This window comes from Carboxylicivirga litoralis (genome assembly GCF_025499605.1).
Lineage (GTDB): Bacteria > Bacteroidota > Bacteroidia > Bacteroidales > Marinilabiliaceae > Carboxylicivirga > Carboxylicivirga litoralis.
Map to the genome: position 1 here is coordinate 103,290 of NZ_JAFMVC010000005.1, position 16,524 is coordinate 119,813.

The 16,524-nt window shown below is 38.8% G+C and carries 15 protein-coding genes and 1 other RNA gene; 9 read left to right on the forward strand and 7 right to left on the reverse strand.

From position 1 onward, the window contains the following. Positions 1-57 precede the first annotated feature (57 nt). The 6 genes from J1N10_RS06865 (at position 58) to J1N10_RS06890 (ending at position 5,156) form a co-directional block, all read left to right on the forward strand. Positions 58-1,068, forward strand: coding sequence for a hypothetical protein (locus tag J1N10_RS06865; protein WP_262325950.1), 1,011 nt, complete (start codon positions 58-60; stop codon positions 1,066-1,068). A gap of 721 nt (positions 1,069-1,789) precedes the next feature. Further along, complete coding sequence (locus J1N10_RS06870; protein ID WP_262325951.1) at positions 1,790-2,149, forward strand: trypco2 family protein; 360 nt, start codon at positions 1,790-1,792, stop codon at positions 2,147-2,149. Positions 2,150-2,555: 406 nt separating this feature from the next. Then, positions 2,556-2,918 (forward strand): response regulator, encoded by a 363-nt coding sequence (locus J1N10_RS06875; RefSeq protein ID WP_262325952.1) that lies wholly within the window; start codon positions 2,556-2,558, stop codon positions 2,916-2,918. 43 nt (positions 2,919-2,961) lie between these two features. Beyond that, complete coding sequence (locus J1N10_RS06880; protein WP_262325953.1) at positions 2,962-3,327, forward strand: response regulator; 366 nt, start codon at positions 2,962-2,964, stop codon at positions 3,325-3,327. Next, positions 3,327-3,917, forward strand: a complete 591-nt coding sequence (locus J1N10_RS06885; RefSeq protein WP_262325954.1) for a hypothetical protein — start codon at positions 3,327-3,329, stop codon at positions 3,915-3,917. The genes J1N10_RS06880 and J1N10_RS06885 overlap by 1 nt, the downstream gene beginning before the upstream one ends. 6 nt (positions 3,918-3,923) lie before the next feature. Beyond that, positions 3,924-5,156, forward strand: a complete 1,233-nt coding sequence (locus tag J1N10_RS06890; protein ID WP_262325955.1) for a sensor histidine kinase — start codon at positions 3,924-3,926, stop codon at positions 5,154-5,156. Here J1N10_RS06890 and J1N10_RS06895 read toward each other — a convergent pair. From J1N10_RS06895 to mdh, 5 genes are all read right to left on the reverse strand, one after another. Further along, positions 5,128-5,796 carry a response regulator transcription factor gene (locus J1N10_RS06895; protein WP_262325956.1) on the reverse strand — a complete coding sequence of 223 codons (669 nt, stop codon included), beginning with the start codon at positions 5,794-5,796 and terminating at the stop codon, positions 5,128-5,130. The two genes, J1N10_RS06890 and J1N10_RS06895, sit on opposite strands and share 29 nt — an antisense overlap. Before the next feature lie 16 nt (positions 5,797-5,812). Continuing rightward, the gene (locus J1N10_RS06900) at positions 5,813-8,218 is read right to left on the reverse strand and encodes a PocR ligand-binding domain-containing protein (RefSeq protein WP_262325957.1); all 2,406 of its coding nucleotides are present in this window, start codon (positions 8,216-8,218) and stop codon (positions 5,813-5,815) included. 298 nt (positions 8,219-8,516) lie between these two features. Further along, positions 8,517-8,917, reverse strand: a transfer-messenger RNA (tmRNA) gene (ssrA, locus tag J1N10_RS06905). A gap of 155 nt (positions 8,918-9,072) precedes the next feature. Beyond that, positions 9,073-9,564, reverse strand: a complete 492-nt coding sequence (locus J1N10_RS06910; protein ID WP_262325958.1) for a hypothetical protein — start codon at positions 9,562-9,564, stop codon at positions 9,073-9,075. Positions 9,565-9,983: 419 nt separating this feature from the next. Beyond that, positions 9,984-10,910, reverse strand: a complete 927-nt coding sequence (mdh, locus tag J1N10_RS06915) for a malate dehydrogenase (protein WP_262325959.1) — start codon at positions 10,908-10,910, stop codon at positions 9,984-9,986. 464 nt (positions 10,911-11,374) lie between these two features. Between mdh and folP the strand changes: the two genes are divergently transcribed. The 3 genes from folP to J1N10_RS06930 are packed head-to-tail and all read left to right on the forward strand — an operon-like array spanning position 11,375 to position 13,870. Then, positions 11,375-12,178, forward strand: coding sequence for a dihydropteroate synthase (gene folP, locus J1N10_RS06920; protein WP_262325960.1), 804 nt, complete (start codon positions 11,375-11,377; stop codon positions 12,176-12,178). A 7-nt stretch (positions 12,179-12,185) separates the two neighbouring features. Beyond that, positions 12,186-12,953, forward strand: a complete 768-nt coding sequence (gene cdaA / locus J1N10_RS06925) for a diadenylate cyclase CdaA (protein ID WP_262325961.1) — start codon at positions 12,186-12,188, stop codon at positions 12,951-12,953. A 32-nt stretch (positions 12,954-12,985) separates the two neighbouring features. After that, the gene (locus tag J1N10_RS06930; RefSeq protein ID WP_262325962.1) at positions 12,986-13,870 is read left to right on the forward strand and encodes a TIGR01777 family oxidoreductase; all 885 of its coding nucleotides are present in this window, start codon (positions 12,986-12,988) and stop codon (positions 13,868-13,870) included. Between the two features lie 35 nt (positions 13,871-13,905). Here the strand turns inward: J1N10_RS06930 and trhA are convergent, their stop codons facing one another. Both trhA and J1N10_RS06940 read right to left on the reverse strand, forming a co-directional pair. After that, on the reverse strand, positions 13,906-14,547 hold the full coding sequence (gene trhA / locus J1N10_RS06935) for a PAQR family membrane homeostasis protein TrhA (protein ID WP_262325963.1): 642 nt from the start codon (positions 14,545-14,547) through the stop codon (positions 13,906-13,908). Positions 14,548-14,660: 113 nt separating this feature from the next. Further along, positions 14,661-16,514 (reverse strand): alpha-amylase family protein, encoded by a 1,854-nt coding sequence (locus J1N10_RS06940; protein ID WP_262325964.1) that lies wholly within the window; start codon positions 16,512-16,514, stop codon positions 14,661-14,663. Positions 16,515-16,524: the final 10 nt, after the last annotated feature.

Here is a 16,524-nt window from a genome sequence, read left to right on the forward strand (position 1 = left end):
CTGAGTTATAACCATATTTTGTTTAGTTTAGAACTACAGTTTTTTAACCTAAACAAAATGAAAACGCAAATAAAACCAGAGGCTGTTGATTCAGTTCAATTACTTAAAGATAATTTAGAGGCATTAAGGGGAAAGTTTGATTCAATTTCCATGGCTCATAATGAGCTTTCTGAAACATATGATTTTGTAAGTAACCAACTAAATAAACTATGTGTAAGGGTTGATTCTGCAGAAGCAGTTGCCAATAATTATATGGTTCGACAAGATTATTTTAGTGATATTATTTCTTCGCAGTTGATGTGGTTTACTATAATTATTGCTGTTACTGCAATAATAGCTGGTCTGTGTGTTTGGAAAGGTGTGTTGCAACCGTTTAAAGAAGAGGTTATTGATATCAAGAATGAGCATGAGACAATTAAAGCAGAATTACAGGGAAGCCTCAAATCAACCACAAAAGAATTAAGAAATGAATTACAAAAAAGTTCATATAATTCAAATACTTATATCAATAAGATAAGAAGAGAAGTTCGAAGATATGTTGATGATGAATTTGATGAAATAAATGTTTCATTTAATGCTGTTGTTGAGGATTTTGAAGAGCAGGAGAATCGGTTTAAAATTAGTTTGGAGAATCAAACAAGTTTATTGAAAAAGGAACAGATTGAATTATTAAAAAAACAAGATTCAGAGTTTAAATCAAGGATTAATAAGATTACTAAAGGATTATATCAAACTACATTTGATGTGGCACGTAGTATGTGCTTAATTGCGGAAGGTGCAAAGAGGTATAATTCAGCATTGAGCTGGGCAATAAAAACACTATTCGAATACCAATCTAATAAAATAGAGGGACATGAAATATCAACCTTTACTTCGAAAATTGATAAACTAGTTCCAAAATTTAAGTATTATGAAGGGTGTGAGAATGAGTTTAAGAAGGCTATGGAAGTTCTGGAATTGACAATTAAGAAAACTCATGATACGAATGTTAAGGAAGAGCTAGAGGGGATTAAGGATAAGGTGGAAGAACGATATTACTTAACGAAGACTGATTATAACAGAAAGTAAACATTGCCTCCCTCCGTGCCACTAGCGCTCTGTTCCACGTTGCGTCCCGCTATGTCGTTTAAATACTACCACCAAAACCTGTCAAGATTCTTAATCCTGACAGGTTTTTTTATAACACTACTCTCCAAACTATCAAAAAGGTTATCTTATTTTTTCCTCCACCTATTGAACTTTAAATTATCCTACCGTAAATTGCTTCTCGTTGTTTTGAATTTGCTGTCGGGAAACAGCTATTTATCGGGCAACATAAAAGATAATTAATCGGGATACAGTAGTAATACAGCAAGGTTGCTTATGTGCGCCTTGCGGTATAAAAGGTCTTTGACATACTGCATCCCTTTATACCTCCTTAATTGTTGGTTCCTCCTTAAGGTTTATCCTTTTTTTTAATAATTATTGGTCAGCAAGTGCCTATGGTGGCTTTGCATAGGAAGCTTTGTACAACAGCTTGCTTTATACCAGAGCCAATGATGAGGTAGATGATACACCAACGTATTCCCCGGCATTGTTACAGCCAGTTTATTAAACATACGCCAGCGACCAAGCATACAATCACCAACAGTTAGCGAACTCCTGCGGCAAGGGATGCACGTCACTCAATTGCAACAGCACAGCGAATGGTTAAAGGTAAAAGTGGAGCTGGAAGGCTGTGTAAAAAGCGATTTTGTGAAATTGGTGGAGGATTGAATAAAATTTGTTACTAATTAATAATTTTTAAACTATGTCAGAACTAAACCTAAAAGAATTGATTCACGAAGTACGTGAAGAGCTAATTGCCTCAGAAAAATTAAGGGTGCAAAAAGGCCTTGATACTTTATTTGAAGTTGATATGCTTAAGATTGAAGTCAATTTTGTGGTTGAAAAAATCAGCGGCAAAAGTGGAGGCGTTAATCTGAAAGTGATTGATGGAAAATTGAATAAAGAGTATAAAGAGCAGCAGGTACACAAAATCACTCTTGACCTAAAAGTGCCAGATGAGGTTATTATGGTAAAACCTACAATAGGCAGCAGACCTGGTTTATATCCCATTGCACCTAAAGGATATAAAGCAGGTTTAACTGGTTATGACGAGAAGCTTTAATTTAAAACCTGTCAGGATTCCAAATCCTGACAGGTTTATTTTATCTACCCACCAAATACAAAAAATCACCCGTAGGTGATTTTGACGGTCGAGTTGCAGAGGTCGCCCTCGAAGCCATATGCTTTCATAGTCATTGGTAACTTCTTCAATGCATTCCAACCAGATATTTATTAACCGACCATTTATTTTGATACAGTGCTGTGCTAAGAGCTAATAGATCGGAAGGGATATAGTTTATTGCTTATATAAATGCTTAATATATAGGGAATATGCGCATGTAAATAGGGAGAATGCGCACATGGAAATAGGTAAAACAAATTCTTATATAGCCCACTAAGCTAATACTTTTGTCACAAGAATGTAATAGTGAGTTTAAATACCAATTTAGGATATTAATCAAAGGAGCATGACAAAAGTTTTAATAGTTGATGATGCCTGTGAAGCGCGCCTTATCGGGAAGTATCTCTTGCGACCATATAACGTTGAGGTTTTTGAGGCAAGCAATGGTAAGGAAGCTTGGGCTGTCATTATCCGCGAAAAGCCTGATGTTATATTATTAGATTTGAAAATGCCTTTGATGGATGGTTTCGAGGTTTTGCAAGAGCTACACAGTGAGGCGTTTCAGATTCCTGTTATTGTTATTACTTCAGATACATCAAATGAGGTTCATAAGTTGTGTCAGGCTTTAGGCGTGCTTGGCATATTTTCTAAACCCGTAAACTTAAAAGGCTTTCATAGCACCTTTAGCAATGTATGTCAGCTCAGTTAGAAGTTAGCAAACGCTGTTAAAGGATTTTTAAATATACACCCATATGATTAAAATTTTGATTGTTGACGACTCATTCGCTGCGCGTATGTATCTGGCCAACTTACTTGATGACCAAGGCTTTTTTTTGCATTTTGCAGGCAATGGCAAAGAGGCACTGGATAAGATAAAAACCTATCACCCAGACCTGATGATCATGGATTTGTTGATGCCTGAAATGGATGGAACAGAGGTGTTAAGGAGGTTGCGTAGTGTCAGTAATGCTCCATTCTCAATCGTTTTGTCGGCCGATATACAGGAACCTACACAAAAACGTTGCTTCGAACTGGGAGCCAATGCTTTCTTAGCAAAGCCTGTTAATAAGCAGGTGCTTATTGGTCAAATTCAACTATTGCTTAAAAATAATTTGTGATGGAATTATCTGCTCTTCAACTGGATGCTTTAAAGGAGTTGATAAATATTGGCGTTGGTAAAGGTGCGAGCTTGCTCAATCGGATGTTGAATAAGCCCATAGAGCTAAAAACGATACACGTGCAGATTGTTGATTGGCACGATGACGTTTTAAAGGAGTATCAAACTAAAAATGCATCAATTGTGCACATGGATTTTAATGGCCAGATAAACGGCCGTGCTAATTTGATATTTCCAAACCGCGATGCTATTCGCCTGCTTGGTTTAATTGCACCCTGGCTCAATGTTGATACCAGCATTAGCCATGTAAAAAGGAATGTACTGACAGAAGTGGGCAACATTGTTATCAATGGTGTGATTGGCAGCCTTAACAATGTGCTCAACCTTCATTCGTCCTATACACTACCATGTTATTCAGATGGTGCATTGTATGATTTTTTTGTTGGCATGGGAAAAGGCAAGTTTATTTTAGCAAATACACAATATGCGATAGAAGATCAGGCCATAAAAGGCACTTTGCTGATTTTTTTAGAGCTAAACTCATTTCAGGTGTTGGGTGAACTTCTTGATAATATAAACGGTAACGCTTAGGGCCTGATGACAAATGAAGAATTAACAGCAGTATATAATCCTGTTCCTTTGGGTATTTGTGTGTTAAACAGACAAAAGCATATTATTTTTGTTAATAAGGGTTTCAGGGAGCTACTGAATGATAAGCGGAAGCAAGTAGAAGGTTGGCCGCTGGAGGAATTGTTTCCTGTTTTTGAGCAGAGCTATTTTAAGCAGCGTCTCGAACAGGTCTTTAACCAGAATGTCCCATTGTTTTTATCATCGGGTTTGCATGGGGTGGAAGTTGCACAGGGATTGGGCAAAAAAGATGCCTACTGCGAGGTGTCGTTGGCTCCATTGATAAAGCGAGATGATCATTACGCCGAACAGGTGGTTTTAACTGTGGAAGATGTGACATCAACTGTTAAGCAGATAAAGCAGCAAAAGAATCTACTGAAGTGTTTACGTAGGCAACTGAAAGAATCGGAAGTAGTTAAGCAAATTATGGAAGGGGTGCAGTTGGAGCTAGAAGAGGCTAATGCTGCCAAGGATAAACTCTTTTCCATAATTGGGCATGATTTAAAAACACCATTTAGTGCACTGGTGGCCATAAGCGATTTGCTGATGAACAATAGTTATAAAGATACTGATGGTAAGGAGCGGCGGCGATTATATGAAGCTATTTGGCTCACTGCTACTCAGGGGATTGAGTTTGTAACTAATTTGCTGAACTGGGCACAGTCACAATCGAATAGCATCACCGCTTTGCCATGTCATTTCGATTTGGATAAGCTGCTTAGTGAGCTGCAGGCCTTCTACCGGTTAAGCATGCAAAAAAAGTCAATTAATATACGGCTGACCTATAGTACAAGAAATAGCCAGGTTTTTGCCGATATGGATATGATAAAAGTGGTTTTGCAAAATCTGCTGTCAAATGCCATTAAGTTCTCCGGAAATGCACAACACATCGAAATAGAATTAGCAGCGGAGAATGGTAATCGTACCCGCATACTCGTGAAGGACAAAGGACTTGGTATGCCAGCTCATACACTCAAGAGTATTATGCGCAAGAAACGGGTTAAGCCGGGTTTAGGTGCTAATATGGAGAAGGGAACAGGCATAGGATTGTCGGTTTGTCACGAATTTCTGGAAGCTAATAACAGTTCATTGCTAATTGAGAGTATTCCAGGTAAAGGGAGTACTTTCAGTTTTTCATTAGCCAATACTGCAAAAAGTTTCCATTCGCAGCCGGTTAAAGATGAGTCAGAGCATCCAGGCTAACCAGTTTATTTTTGATGCTGTAAATCACCAACCTGATAAGGTTTTTACATCCGGTTTTGGCAAGTATATTTTCTTTATGCTTGTCAACCGTTTTCTCGGATATATGCAGACTGCTTGCTATCTCCTGCCGGCTTAGGCCTTTGCATAGTAACACAAGTAACTGTTTCTCACGGCCTGTTAGAGATACAGGTGAATTACTTATTTGGTGGGAGTTGCCGTTGATGGCTCGCTTTGATAATGAAAGCACTATTTTATTGGAGAAGTAATTGTTTTCATTCATTACAGCCTCAATGGCTTTGTTAATTTCATCAGGTGTCGCTTCTTTAAGCAGGTAACCATCAACACCGGCATCTATCATTTTTTCTACATGCTCCAGGCTTTCTAACGACGACAGAGCAATTACTTTAACATTGGAATGATTGGCCTTTATGTGCCTGGTTGCTTCAATACCATCCATAACTGGCATCATTATATCCATAAAAACAATATGAGGCAGGTAGCCATTCTCAATCAGTTCAATAAACTGTTGACCATTAGCTGCTGTTTCCAGTCTTTCAATCTTACTATTTAAGCTGAGGTATGATTTAAAACCTTCAATAAACAGAGGGTGATCGTCTACTATAGCAATTGTGTAATTCATGTGATTGGTGTTGAAGTTAGTATTTAAGTTGTATTCCAACAATCAGGCCAAAGCCCTTTATTGGAAAAAACTGGCACGCTCCACCGTAAGTACGCACTCTAGTCATTATGTTTTTAATGCCCATGCCTGCGCTCTTAAGGCTGTTATCGAGGCAAAAATTGCCATGACCGTTGTCCTCATATAGCAAGAATATTTCGCCATTGTAATTAAACAGATTAACAGTCATAGAATCTGCCTTGCCGTGTTTGATTGAATTGCTGATTAATTCCGATACAATTCGGTAAATGGATAACTGTACTTCTTTACCTGGCTCTTTCGTCAGATTATCGGTCAGAAATTTAATATTCAGCTTGTCAAATTTGCTATAAAGTAGCTGAATAGCGTTAAGACTTTCGGCCAATCCAAGCGTTTCAAGTTCTGGGGGTTTTAGTTCGCGAGCCACCAGCCTGATGTCATTAGCAGTTTGTTTTACTATGCTGTCAACCTGCTGTAAAAGTTTATTGTGAGGGTATTGCGTATTAAGGGTATTCATATACATGCTGATAGCCGACATGGTAGCGCCGATTGAATCGTGAAGCTCCATTGATATCCGCGTCCTTTGACGCTCCTCAGCATCCCATATGGCCGACACTATTTGTTTATCCTGTTCCTTTTGTTGAGTGATGTCAAGGGATATGCCTCTAATGCCTTGTAATACACCCCTTTTATTGTATATGGGCTTGCCCGAGGCTTTTAAGTAAGTTCGTTTGTGGCTTTTGTCCAGAAATACTTCAAAATCGTTAAATTCATGGGGATATAAATGAAATGTGGAAATGAACTTAAACAGTTTGCCATGTAGTTCTGAATCGAAAAGATAGTGCATAGGTTGTCCAATTAGTTCCTCAACCTGGTAATTGGAATAGCGGTAAATGTTGGGCGAAACGAATTGGATAATACCACGCATATCTACCTCCCACACAATACCCGAGAGGTGCTCAACTATTTCCTTATAATCGTGGCGGGTTTGCTGCAGTAATTTGCGCTGCTCAATAACGCGGCCTTCCAGTTTGTTCTTATAGCGCATTAACTCTTCTTCCATGGCCTTATGCTCTGTTACGTCTTCTTTGATAGCAACAAAATGAGTTATGAGTCCCTCCTTAAGTACCGGACTTATTATGCAATCTTCCCAAAAAAAGGAACCGTCTTTTCTTTTGTTTTGAAATGTGCCTTTCCATGTGCGCCCTTTGCTAATTGTTTGCCAAAGGGCATTATATGCAGCTGTTGATGTAGCTCCAGATTTAAGGATGCGTGGATTTTTTCCTTTAACTTCTTCGAATTTATAGCCCGTATTGCGGGTAAAGCACTCGTTAGTGTATTCGATATTAGCATCACTATCGGTAATGACAATAGCAACTGGACTTTGATCAACAATATGCATTAATTTTTTTACTTCATCATAAGCTGATGCTTCGTGAGTAATGTTGCGTATGTGAAGAGTTGTGCCGCCAAACTGATTATGAGAATTTCGCCTGCACGCAACAGTTGCTTTAAATTGTTGTCCGGGGTAGCGGCTATATAACTGAAAGTAGAAACTCTCGGCTTTATTGTTGAGCTTAACGTTGGAAATAGTTCGTGACAGTCTTCGTTTAAATTGTTGATCAATCTTTATGGCAGTAAAGTGTTTACCTTTAATATTATCGTAATTATCCTCCAGTAAGCCAATTCTAAAATGAGTATACATCGTTTCAAAGCAGTCATTTGTATCCAACGAATAGATGTAGTCCTCCAGTGAAAGAAGTGTGGTGGTTAGTATTTCGTTTCGTTTATTAAATGCAATATTTGACGGCGTATTATAACTGATTGTTTCACCATTAACTTTCTGCCATTTATGTTGGTCTGCGCTTGAGACAATCATCTTTGCCAGCGATTTAAGGAAAGTTACGATGCTATCAACCTTTTCCTGTGAAAACACCTTAATTGACTTAATGCTAGCCAGATATTCTAATTTGTTAAACCCGTATTTATCTGCTATTGAAGCGTAGTTATCGATATCAGGAGTTTGCATAAAAAACTGGCCTGAAAACAAATTGCCAATGTGCTTGCGTTTGTAATGCACCGGAACGGCTATATCAACAAGACCATTGAGACAGGTATAAATAGCATAATCTTTTCCGCCCTTTAAGTGTGCTGCCAGATACGTATCACTTATGATGCAGTTTTTCTTTGTTGATTCACATTGTCGATGAAAATGTGTACATGCATGGGCCCAGCCAGCACCAAAGTGTGAGCCATCAGAATTGTACAATAAATTGCCGTTGATGTCAGTAAATGTCACAGCAACGCCACTTAAGGTATGAAAACTCTTAAAAAGCGCCTGAAGGTTGTTTAATTCAATTATAGAATGAAGTTGCTGGCAGCCTTGCATCAAAGTTTTTGCTAACAAATGTAGAAGCTTTTCTTTAAGTAGGTATTTGTACCTGGAAAAATAGGTAATATCCCTATGGAAATCGGTAGAATACTTATTTAAAAATGACTAAAAAGTGATGAATTTTGAATTATAACTAAGATTTCCAGCGATGCAATAGTAGTAGAGCAGTCATGTTTGTTATGGTAACATTGCACCATGGAGCAATGGTATTAGGTGGGCAAGGCAATGGTTTTGTCCACTTCTTTTTAATTGTATGTAAAGTTACCATGTAAAAAAAAGGAGCAAAAAAAAAATCACCCGAAGGTGATTGAAGTTGTGGAGCTGGAGGGGATCGAACCCTCGTCCAGACAAGGAAGCTATGCGCTTTCTACATGCTTAGCTTTGACTTGGTTTTCGAGTAATAACTGGATCAAAGCCACCGATTATTACCTTATCCTCTTAAATTTCGGAATAGGTCCAAGGCTTACCTTTTCCTAGTTCTGATTTTCCAGCATCCCTAGTACGAACCGCCTCAAAACGTTAGCATTCGTGGGATGTCTCGTTTCTGCACCTTGTGCTGAAATAAAGCTTATCTACTATGATTCGATTAAGCAGCAAGAGCGTAATTATTTTCGCCAATTAAAAAGTTTGAGATCCGGGATTTACGAGCCAGCATCACGACGCTCGACATGCTTACACACCACTTTGCCAAGCTGTCAAATCCACGTCAGCCCCATAAAGAAATGCGAATGCAAAAATAATAAAATATGCCATATTATGGCACATGTTAAAAACAATTGTGATTAATGGTTCAGCGACAACTGGTAATAATTTGCACTAAAAAAGCCGGACTATTCAGCCCGGCATAATGAAGGAACGTATATTAATGGTTATTTAGCGTTAGCAATCCAGTCATCGGTACTAAGCATCCAGCTTTCAATGGCTAATGGTGCTTCGTCAAAGTCAGCATCGTTGAATACAGTTGACCAGCTGTCTAAGTCCAACATCCATGCTTCAATATAAAGTTGCTCATTGGTAAATTCGTCAGCGGCAATGTTTGAACCGGCCCAGTCGCTAGTGCTTAACATCCAGCTCTCAACTCTTAAAGCCTCTTCTTCAAAGGTGTTCGATGAAGCTATTGTCCAGCTGTTCATGTCGGTCATCCATTCTTCAACAACGATAGGGTTCTCGGTATATGTAGTTGGTAGTGTTAATGTTGAAGAGCTTGCAGTTACTGTTGCTGTTGAACTTGATGTTGCAACCTCAAAAGGTTCTGTCATCCAGGCTTCAATTTCAAGAGGAGCTTCTGTGTCAGCTATTAATTCTTTTAGGTTGGTAGCATATGTTTCGGTAATAGGAGTAGTTGTAGCAGGTTTTGTCATTCTTGAATTCATAATATATGACATGTCCTTTATCAAATTAACTTTTTCTTCTGTTTGAAAATAGGAGAAGAAAATACTCAAAGTAAAAATGCTTGCAGCAATACCGAAAAATAGGTAATTAATTACTGAGTTTTTGTGGCTATGGTTAACTGTAGTTTTCATCTTAATATCCTCCATTGTTTGTTACGTCAATGGTATATCAGAATATGTGCCACAAGATATAACTGACAGATTAATAGGGTATAAGGTGTTAAAAAGACATTTTTGTCTGATAAATTCTGAACGGAATTGCAACAAAGGGCTGTACGGATTCGAACAAACAAAAAAAAGTCCTGTCAAATTGTTGACAGGACCCTATATTATTGGCCAATTTTTTAATGCTCAAGCAGCCTTGTTATCTGCTTAGATGCATTTGCTAATTATGCTTTATCTAATACGCTCATTACTTCAAGTACGTGCTTGCGGCTAGTTTCCAACAATTCTTTTTCGTCAGCGTTTAAGTCAAGCTCAATCACTTTCTCAACACCGTTTTTACCAAGAATGACAGGAACACCCAGGTAACAATCGTTAATGCCGTACTCACCATCTAACTTAATACATACTGGGAATACACGTTTTTGGTCTTTAACGATAGCCTCAACCATTTGTGCAGCAGCCGAACCTGGAGCATACCAAGCAGACGTACCCATCAACTTCACTAATTCTCCACCTCCAAATTTAGTACGCTCAATGATAGCATCTAGTTTTTCACTGTCGATTAGCTCAGTTACAGGAATGCCGCCAACAGTTGTATAGCGCGGAAGTGGTACCATCGTATCACCATGTCCACCCATTAATACAGCCTGAATATCTTTTGGAGACACGTTTAACTCTTCTGCTAAGAAAGCACGATAGCGAGCAGTATCAAGGATACCAGCCATACCCATTACTTTAGTTCGTGGGAATTTAGATGTTAAATGCGCCTGATAGGTCATTACATCTAATGGGTTCGATACAATAATGATAATTGCTTCTGGTGAATGCTTAACTACTTGTTCAGTTACCGACTTTACAATACCAGCATTAGTCGAAATTAAGTCATCACGCGTCATCCCCGGCTTACGAGGTAGACCTGAAGTAATTACCACAACGTCAGAACCAGCCGTTTTCTCATAATCATTGGTTGAACCGACGGTTCTTGTATCATACAAATTAATCGGAGCTTTTTGCCAGATATCAAGCGCTTTTCCCTCAGCAACGCCTTCTTTAATGTCAACAAGTACAACTTCGTTAGCAATTTCTCTATAAGCGAGAACATCAGCGCAAGTTGCACCTACATTACCTGCTCCAACTACAGTTACTTTCATAATAAAAAGGTATTAATTTAGTGTTATATCAAATTTTTCTAAATCCAGATACTGTGCATGTTAGCAATACTTAACACTTCCCCTTTAAAGTGTTTGATTTTTTGCACACGCAAATATAAAACTTTATTTAGCCCTACATTTAAATTTTGGGGCTTTAACGTTTGTTAGTAAATTAGGTCTAGATTGTAATGTTCAGGTAATTAAGTTGTTGAAGATGATTTTATTTAATGAAAAAATTCTCTATTTAGTTCGTATTCCCTTAAATGTTAATAAATATGACTAGTACTTAATTTCACAATGAGTTGGTTCTTTAACCTATTGTTTTTTGTCTGGTTTGTAGCTAATAATTTGTTTTTAGCTTTGTATGAGATTTAACAATTATCGGCTCATCATGTTTAAATATTTTTAAATGAGTCATAGTAAATAGTGATAATATGCATACAGTCAATATAAAAGGTGAGCTCATGGAGCTGTCAGAACCCATGGTGATGGGCATTTTGAATATTACACCCGATTCGTTTTTTGATGGAGGGAAATACCAATTACAAAAAGATATTGAAGAACGTTGCGAGGAAATATTAAGTGAAGGTGCGAAAATAATTGATTTAGGAGCTTATTCATCACGCCCAGGCGCCACACATATTTCAGAAGAGGAAGAAGTGAAGCGACTGACAAAGGCTTTAACATGGATTCGTAATAAATATCCTCATGCCATATTATCCGTTGATACTTTTCGGGCTTCGGTGAGTGAGTTGGTTGTGAATGAATTTGAAGTGGATATTATCAATGATATTTCAGGTGGTACAATGGATGAGCATATGTTTGAATCCATTGGACAATTAGGTGTTCCGTATATTTTAATGCACATGCAGGGAACACCGCAGAATATGCAGATGAATCCGGTTTATCAGAATCTGATTGGCGATATCAGCTTGTTTTTTGCTGAACAACTGAAAAAACTAAGAGCATTTGGAGCCAAAGATGTTATTCTTGACCTTGGTTTTGGTTTTGGAAAGACTTTAGAGCATAATTACGAGCTTTTGCGTGAATTAAGGCAATTTGAATTATTTGAGCTGCCAATGTTGGTTGGAATATCACGTAAGTCGATGATATATAAGTTGCTCGGTGTGGATTCGCAAGCTGCTTTAAATGGGACAACTGCTTTAAATACCATCGCTTTATTAAATGGCGCCAATATTTTAAGGGTGCATGATGTTAAAGAAGCCGTAGAATGTATTAATTTAGTGCGTCAACTTAAAAAAGCCTGATTACTAAATGACATTTCTGGATATACGCTTTATTGATTTGGTCGACATTGTTCTGGTGGCTTACCTGATGTTTCGCATTTATAAGCTTATCAAGGGAACCGTGGCACTGTATATTATGCTGGGCATTTTTGCCTTTGTCATTTTTTGGGTGTTGATAAAAACTTTTGGGATGGAGCTATCATCCACCATCCTTGACCATATTGTTAATGTAGGTGTGATTGCCTTTATTGTGGTGTTTCAACAGGAAATCAGACGATTCTTATTATTACTTGGTTCAAGATACAATGTCACTAATCGCTTTTCGATGGATAAGGTGTTTATGTCGCAGTCGAAAGGGATGATGTCCATCTATAATAAACCTGTTGTAAGGGCATGTGTTTCATTAGCCAAAACAAAAACTGGAGCATTGATTGTTATCACCAAAGATTCGGAGTTGTTGGACTATGTGCAAACTGGTGAACTTATTAATGGCGTGATTTCAACGCAGTTGTTGGAGAACATCTTCTTTAAAAACAGTCCTTTGCATGATGGTGCTGTTATTATAACCGGAAATAAAATTAAAGCAGCAGGATGTATTCTGCCTGTATCTCAAAATACTGACCTACCCAAACGTGTAGGTTTGCGTCATCGAGCCGCCATGGGTATAACCGAATCGACGGATGCCCATGCAATTGTTGTGTCTGAAGAAACCGGACGTATTTCCTTCTTTAGTAAGGGGCAAATGGAAATGGGTGTAACTGATGAAGAGCTACAGGACTTGTTGAATAAATCCTGATAATAGAATGTGAATTAAAAGAGAATAAAGATATGCCTCAAGGGCTTACCTCAAATAAAGTGGCGATTAGCGGTGCTACAGGTTTTATAGGAACTGCATTGTGTGATTTCTTAGAGTGCAATGGTTTTGAAGTTGTTCGGCTCAAACGCCATCATTTTGAAAAAAGAAGTGGGCAGCTCGATAGGTTAATTGCCGATTGTTCGGTGATTATTAATTTGGCGGGTGCTCCGATAGCTGCTAAAAAATGGACCAGGAGTTATAAGAGTGAGATTTTAAATAGCCGAATTAAAACAACTGAGCGTTTGGTAGAAGCCATTCATAATATGACCACCAAGCCTGATGTGTTTATCTCATGCTCGGCCGTTGGAGTGTATGATAGCTACGAGGTTCACGATGAGTTTTCAACCAATTATGCCGATGATTTTCTGGGTAGTGTTTGTCAGGAATGGGAAGCCCGTGCTTTTAAAGCGCAAACCATAGATGATGTGCGCCTGTGTATTGTTAGAATGGGTGTAGTATTAGGTAACGAAGGAGGTGCTTTTTCGCGCATGGCCAGACCTTTTAAATATGGTTTAGGTTGTAAACTTGGTGATGGACATCAGGTGTTTCCATATATTCACCTGAACGATGTGTTAAGTGCTTTCTGGTATTTAATTCAACGCAAAGCATCTCATGGCATCTATAATTTGGTGGCTCCACAGATGATTTCCAACCTGGAAATTACGGAAGCGATGCAAAAGCGAACTCGAAAATCAGTGTTGCCCTCTGTGCCTAAAGCTGCACTAAGATTGCTTTATGGCGAAGGGGCGGAGATGCTGCTTGTTGGCCAGAAAGTAGTTCCAAAACGATTGGAGCGAGAAGGTTTTCACTTTGCTTTCCCAGATTTTGAGTCTGTTTTGGATGATTTATTAGTATAAGTTGAGGGTTGTTCATCCTTTATCTTTCATCTTTTTTATAAATACCAATACACGGCATGGAAATGAGCGTAAGCACCTATCAAAACGAAAAAATGAAAGATGGCATGATTCATTGGGATGCGCTTAATTTGATAAAGAACAGCCCCTACGGTGTAGAATGCACCGCCAATTGATAACCATAGTAGTGTTTCGGAAGTCAACGCATCAATTAATGACTTACTGGCAATAACTACAATCCAACCTAGTAATACATAGCTACTTGTGGAGATTAGTTTAAAACGACCCGTGAAGAAAAGTTTAAGAATAATGCCGGCGATGGCTAAAAGCCAGACTGCTGCCAGTATCCAATAGGCTATTTTATTGCCGATACCCAAGGCTAAAAAAGGAACGTACGAACCAGCAATCATCAGATAGATGGCACAATGGTCAAATACTTTCAGTTTCAAACGTTTCGATTCTTCTTTTGCAGAGTGATAAAGTGTCGATGCTGAAAACATGGCAATAATACAGAGACCGTAAAGCAGGTAGATGGCAAAGGTTAATGGGCTTGAAGCTTTTATGAGGAGGAAGATAAGTGCCACTACGCCCAGTGGTATACCGATCAAATGGCTGTAGATGTTTAGCTTTTCTTCGGTTGGGCTGTAAGTGTTGGGTTTAAGCTGCATTTTTTCTTTCAAAAGTAGTAGTTTAATATGGATTGCTTGTTGTAGAATAAGAAATCATGCAATAAAAAAGGCTAAAACTTCCTTTATTCAGAAGCCTTAGCCTTAGCATTGTTCCCCGATTAGTGCTATTTAATGCAGTATATAAATGATTCCAACGGTTTAAGAGTTGTTTTAATCGTTCCAACACCTTCTTTAACAATCATTGTGTTGGTTGAAGCAAATAGAGCATCTTCAAGGTTGTACTTGCCATCTTTTAGGCTCCATTTTTTAATCGTTTCGGCAGGGATTTTTAATGCGAATGAATCAACATCAGACGGTTTAAAACTTGATACAATAATTAGCTTTTCATCATTACTCCAACGCACAAAGCTGAATACTTTATCGCCATAACCTTCGGTGTTTGCTCTGTTGAAAGTGTGTATTTCTGCATATTCGCCCATTAAAGCTGAGCTTTGGGTTGAAAAAGTAAGCAGACGCTTGTAGAAGTTGCGTAACTCTTTTTCTTCTGCACTTAACTGGCCACCATCAAACGCACCATTGTTCATCCAGCGTTGGTGATGCGGCACGCCTATGTAGTCGAAGATACTTGTTCTGCTATTACTTCCAAAACCAGCATCTTCAGCACCAGGTTCGCCCACTTCCTGACCAAAATAAAGCATGGTTGGCGCTGTGCTGATGCATGTTGAAACCACCATAGCTGGCTTACCCTTTTTTGCATTACCTGCGAATTCAGGACTTGCAATACGTTGCTCGTCATGATTTTCAAGGAAGTGCAGCATATGATGCTCAATATCTTGCAAACCGTCTTGAATGGCAGGTAGGTTATCGGTTAAACCGTGCCCTTGCATAATGTGCTTTAGGGTATCATATAGTTCTACTTTGTCATACAAGTAATCCATTTTGCCTTTATGGATGTAATCGCGATACAAACTTGGGTTATACACTTCAGCCAACAAGAAGGCATCAGGATTGGCATTTTTAATAGAAGAATTCATAAAACTCCAGAATTCCACAGGTACCATCTCAGCCATGTCCGAGCGGAAACCATCAACACCGAAATCAATCCAGTAAAGGGCGATATCGCGAAACTTCAACCACGAATCGGGTAGCGTCTTATTCTGCCAGTAGTCGAAATGTGCCTTCCAACCCTTCTCGTCGTAACCTTCGGGAAGTTCAGGGAAATCTTTTGTGCCATCGGGACGAACGCCATAGTTGATTTTAACGGTCTCGTACCAATCATAAAAGCCAGGCTGAGCCAGTCGTGAACCGTTTCCTGTCCATTTAGCCGGATTCTCATCAAATAGACCATCAGCTAGTGGATGCTCTTCGCCGCCCAGTGGTTTGTAGTTGTTTTCCGGAGCAGGTACTTTAAATGTCTCGCCAGGAATGTAATAAAAGTTGTTGTTAATGGCATATTCAACAGAAGTATCGTCATTGGCACCAAAATCAACAACACCTTCAGGGTTGTTTTTACCTTCGTAGTGACGGGCAACGTGGTTAGGCACAATATCAATCAATACTTTCATTCCATGTTTATGCGTGCGCTCCACTAAAGCTTTAAATTCGCTCAGTCGATTAGCCGGGTCAACAGCCAAATCGGGATTGACATTGTAGTAATCTTTCACCGCATAGGGTGAGCCGGCACGGCCTTTAACCACATCAGGATCATCATTCGAAATACCATATTGCGTGTAATCGTGAATTACAGCGTGGTGAGGAACGCCTGTGTACCACATGTGTGTGACGCCAAGTTCTTTTAGTTCGCTTAGTGCTTTGTCGCTAAAGTCATTAAACTTGCCAACACCGTTCTCTTCAACGATACCCCAGGGCTTGTTGGTGGTGTTGGTGTTGCCAAATAGACGTGTGAAAACCTGGTAAACTACGGTCTTATGTTCTTTTTGTGTTACCACTTCCTGTGGTTTCTGCTGACATGCGATTAGCACAACCAACATTACTGCGAATGATAAGAATCTTCTCATGAATTTAATT

Excerpts from the sequence above, each read along its gene's own strand:
- J1N10_RS06865 (WP_262325950.1), top strand. The coding sequence starts at position 58 with ATGAAAACGCAAATAAAACCAGAGGCTGTTGATTCAGTTCAATTACTT.
- J1N10_RS06870 (WP_262325951.1), top strand. The coding sequence starts at position 1,790 with ATGTCAGAACTAAACCTAAAAGAATTGATTCACGAAGTACGTGAAGAG.
- J1N10_RS06875 (WP_262325952.1), top strand. The coding sequence starts at position 2,556 with ATGACAAAAGTTTTAATAGTTGATGATGCCTGTGAAGCGCGCCTTATC.
- J1N10_RS06880 (WP_262325953.1), top strand. The coding sequence starts at position 2,962 with ATGATTAAAATTTTGATTGTTGACGACTCATTCGCTGCGCGTATGTAT.
- J1N10_RS06885 (WP_262325954.1), top strand. The coding sequence starts at position 3,327 with ATGGAATTATCTGCTCTTCAACTGGATGCTTTAAAGGAGTTGATAAAT.
- J1N10_RS06890 (WP_262325955.1), top strand. The coding sequence starts at position 3,924 with ATGACAAATGAAGAATTAACAGCAGTATATAATCCTGTTCCTTTGGGT.
- J1N10_RS06895 (WP_262325956.1), bottom strand. The coding sequence starts at position 5,796 with ATGAATTACACAATTGCTATAGTAGACGATCACCCTCTGTTTATTGAA.
- J1N10_RS06910 (WP_262325958.1), bottom strand. The coding sequence starts at position 9,564 with ATGACAAAACCTGCTACAACTACTCCTATTACCGAAACATATGCTACC.
- mdh (WP_262325959.1), bottom strand. The coding sequence starts at position 10,910 with ATGAAAGTAACTGTAGTTGGAGCAGGTAATGTAGGTGCAACTTGCGCT.
- folP (WP_262325960.1), top strand. The coding sequence starts at position 11,375 with ATGGAGCTGTCAGAACCCATGGTGATGGGCATTTTGAATATTACACCC.
- cdaA (WP_262325961.1), top strand. The coding sequence starts at position 12,186 with ATGACATTTCTGGATATACGCTTTATTGATTTGGTCGACATTGTTCTG.
- J1N10_RS06930 (WP_262325962.1), top strand. The coding sequence starts at position 12,986 with ATGCCTCAAGGGCTTACCTCAAATAAAGTGGCGATTAGCGGTGCTACA.
- J1N10_RS06940 (WP_262325964.1), bottom strand. The coding sequence starts at position 16,514 with ATGAGAAGATTCTTATCATTCGCAGTAATGTTGGTTGTGCTAATCGCA.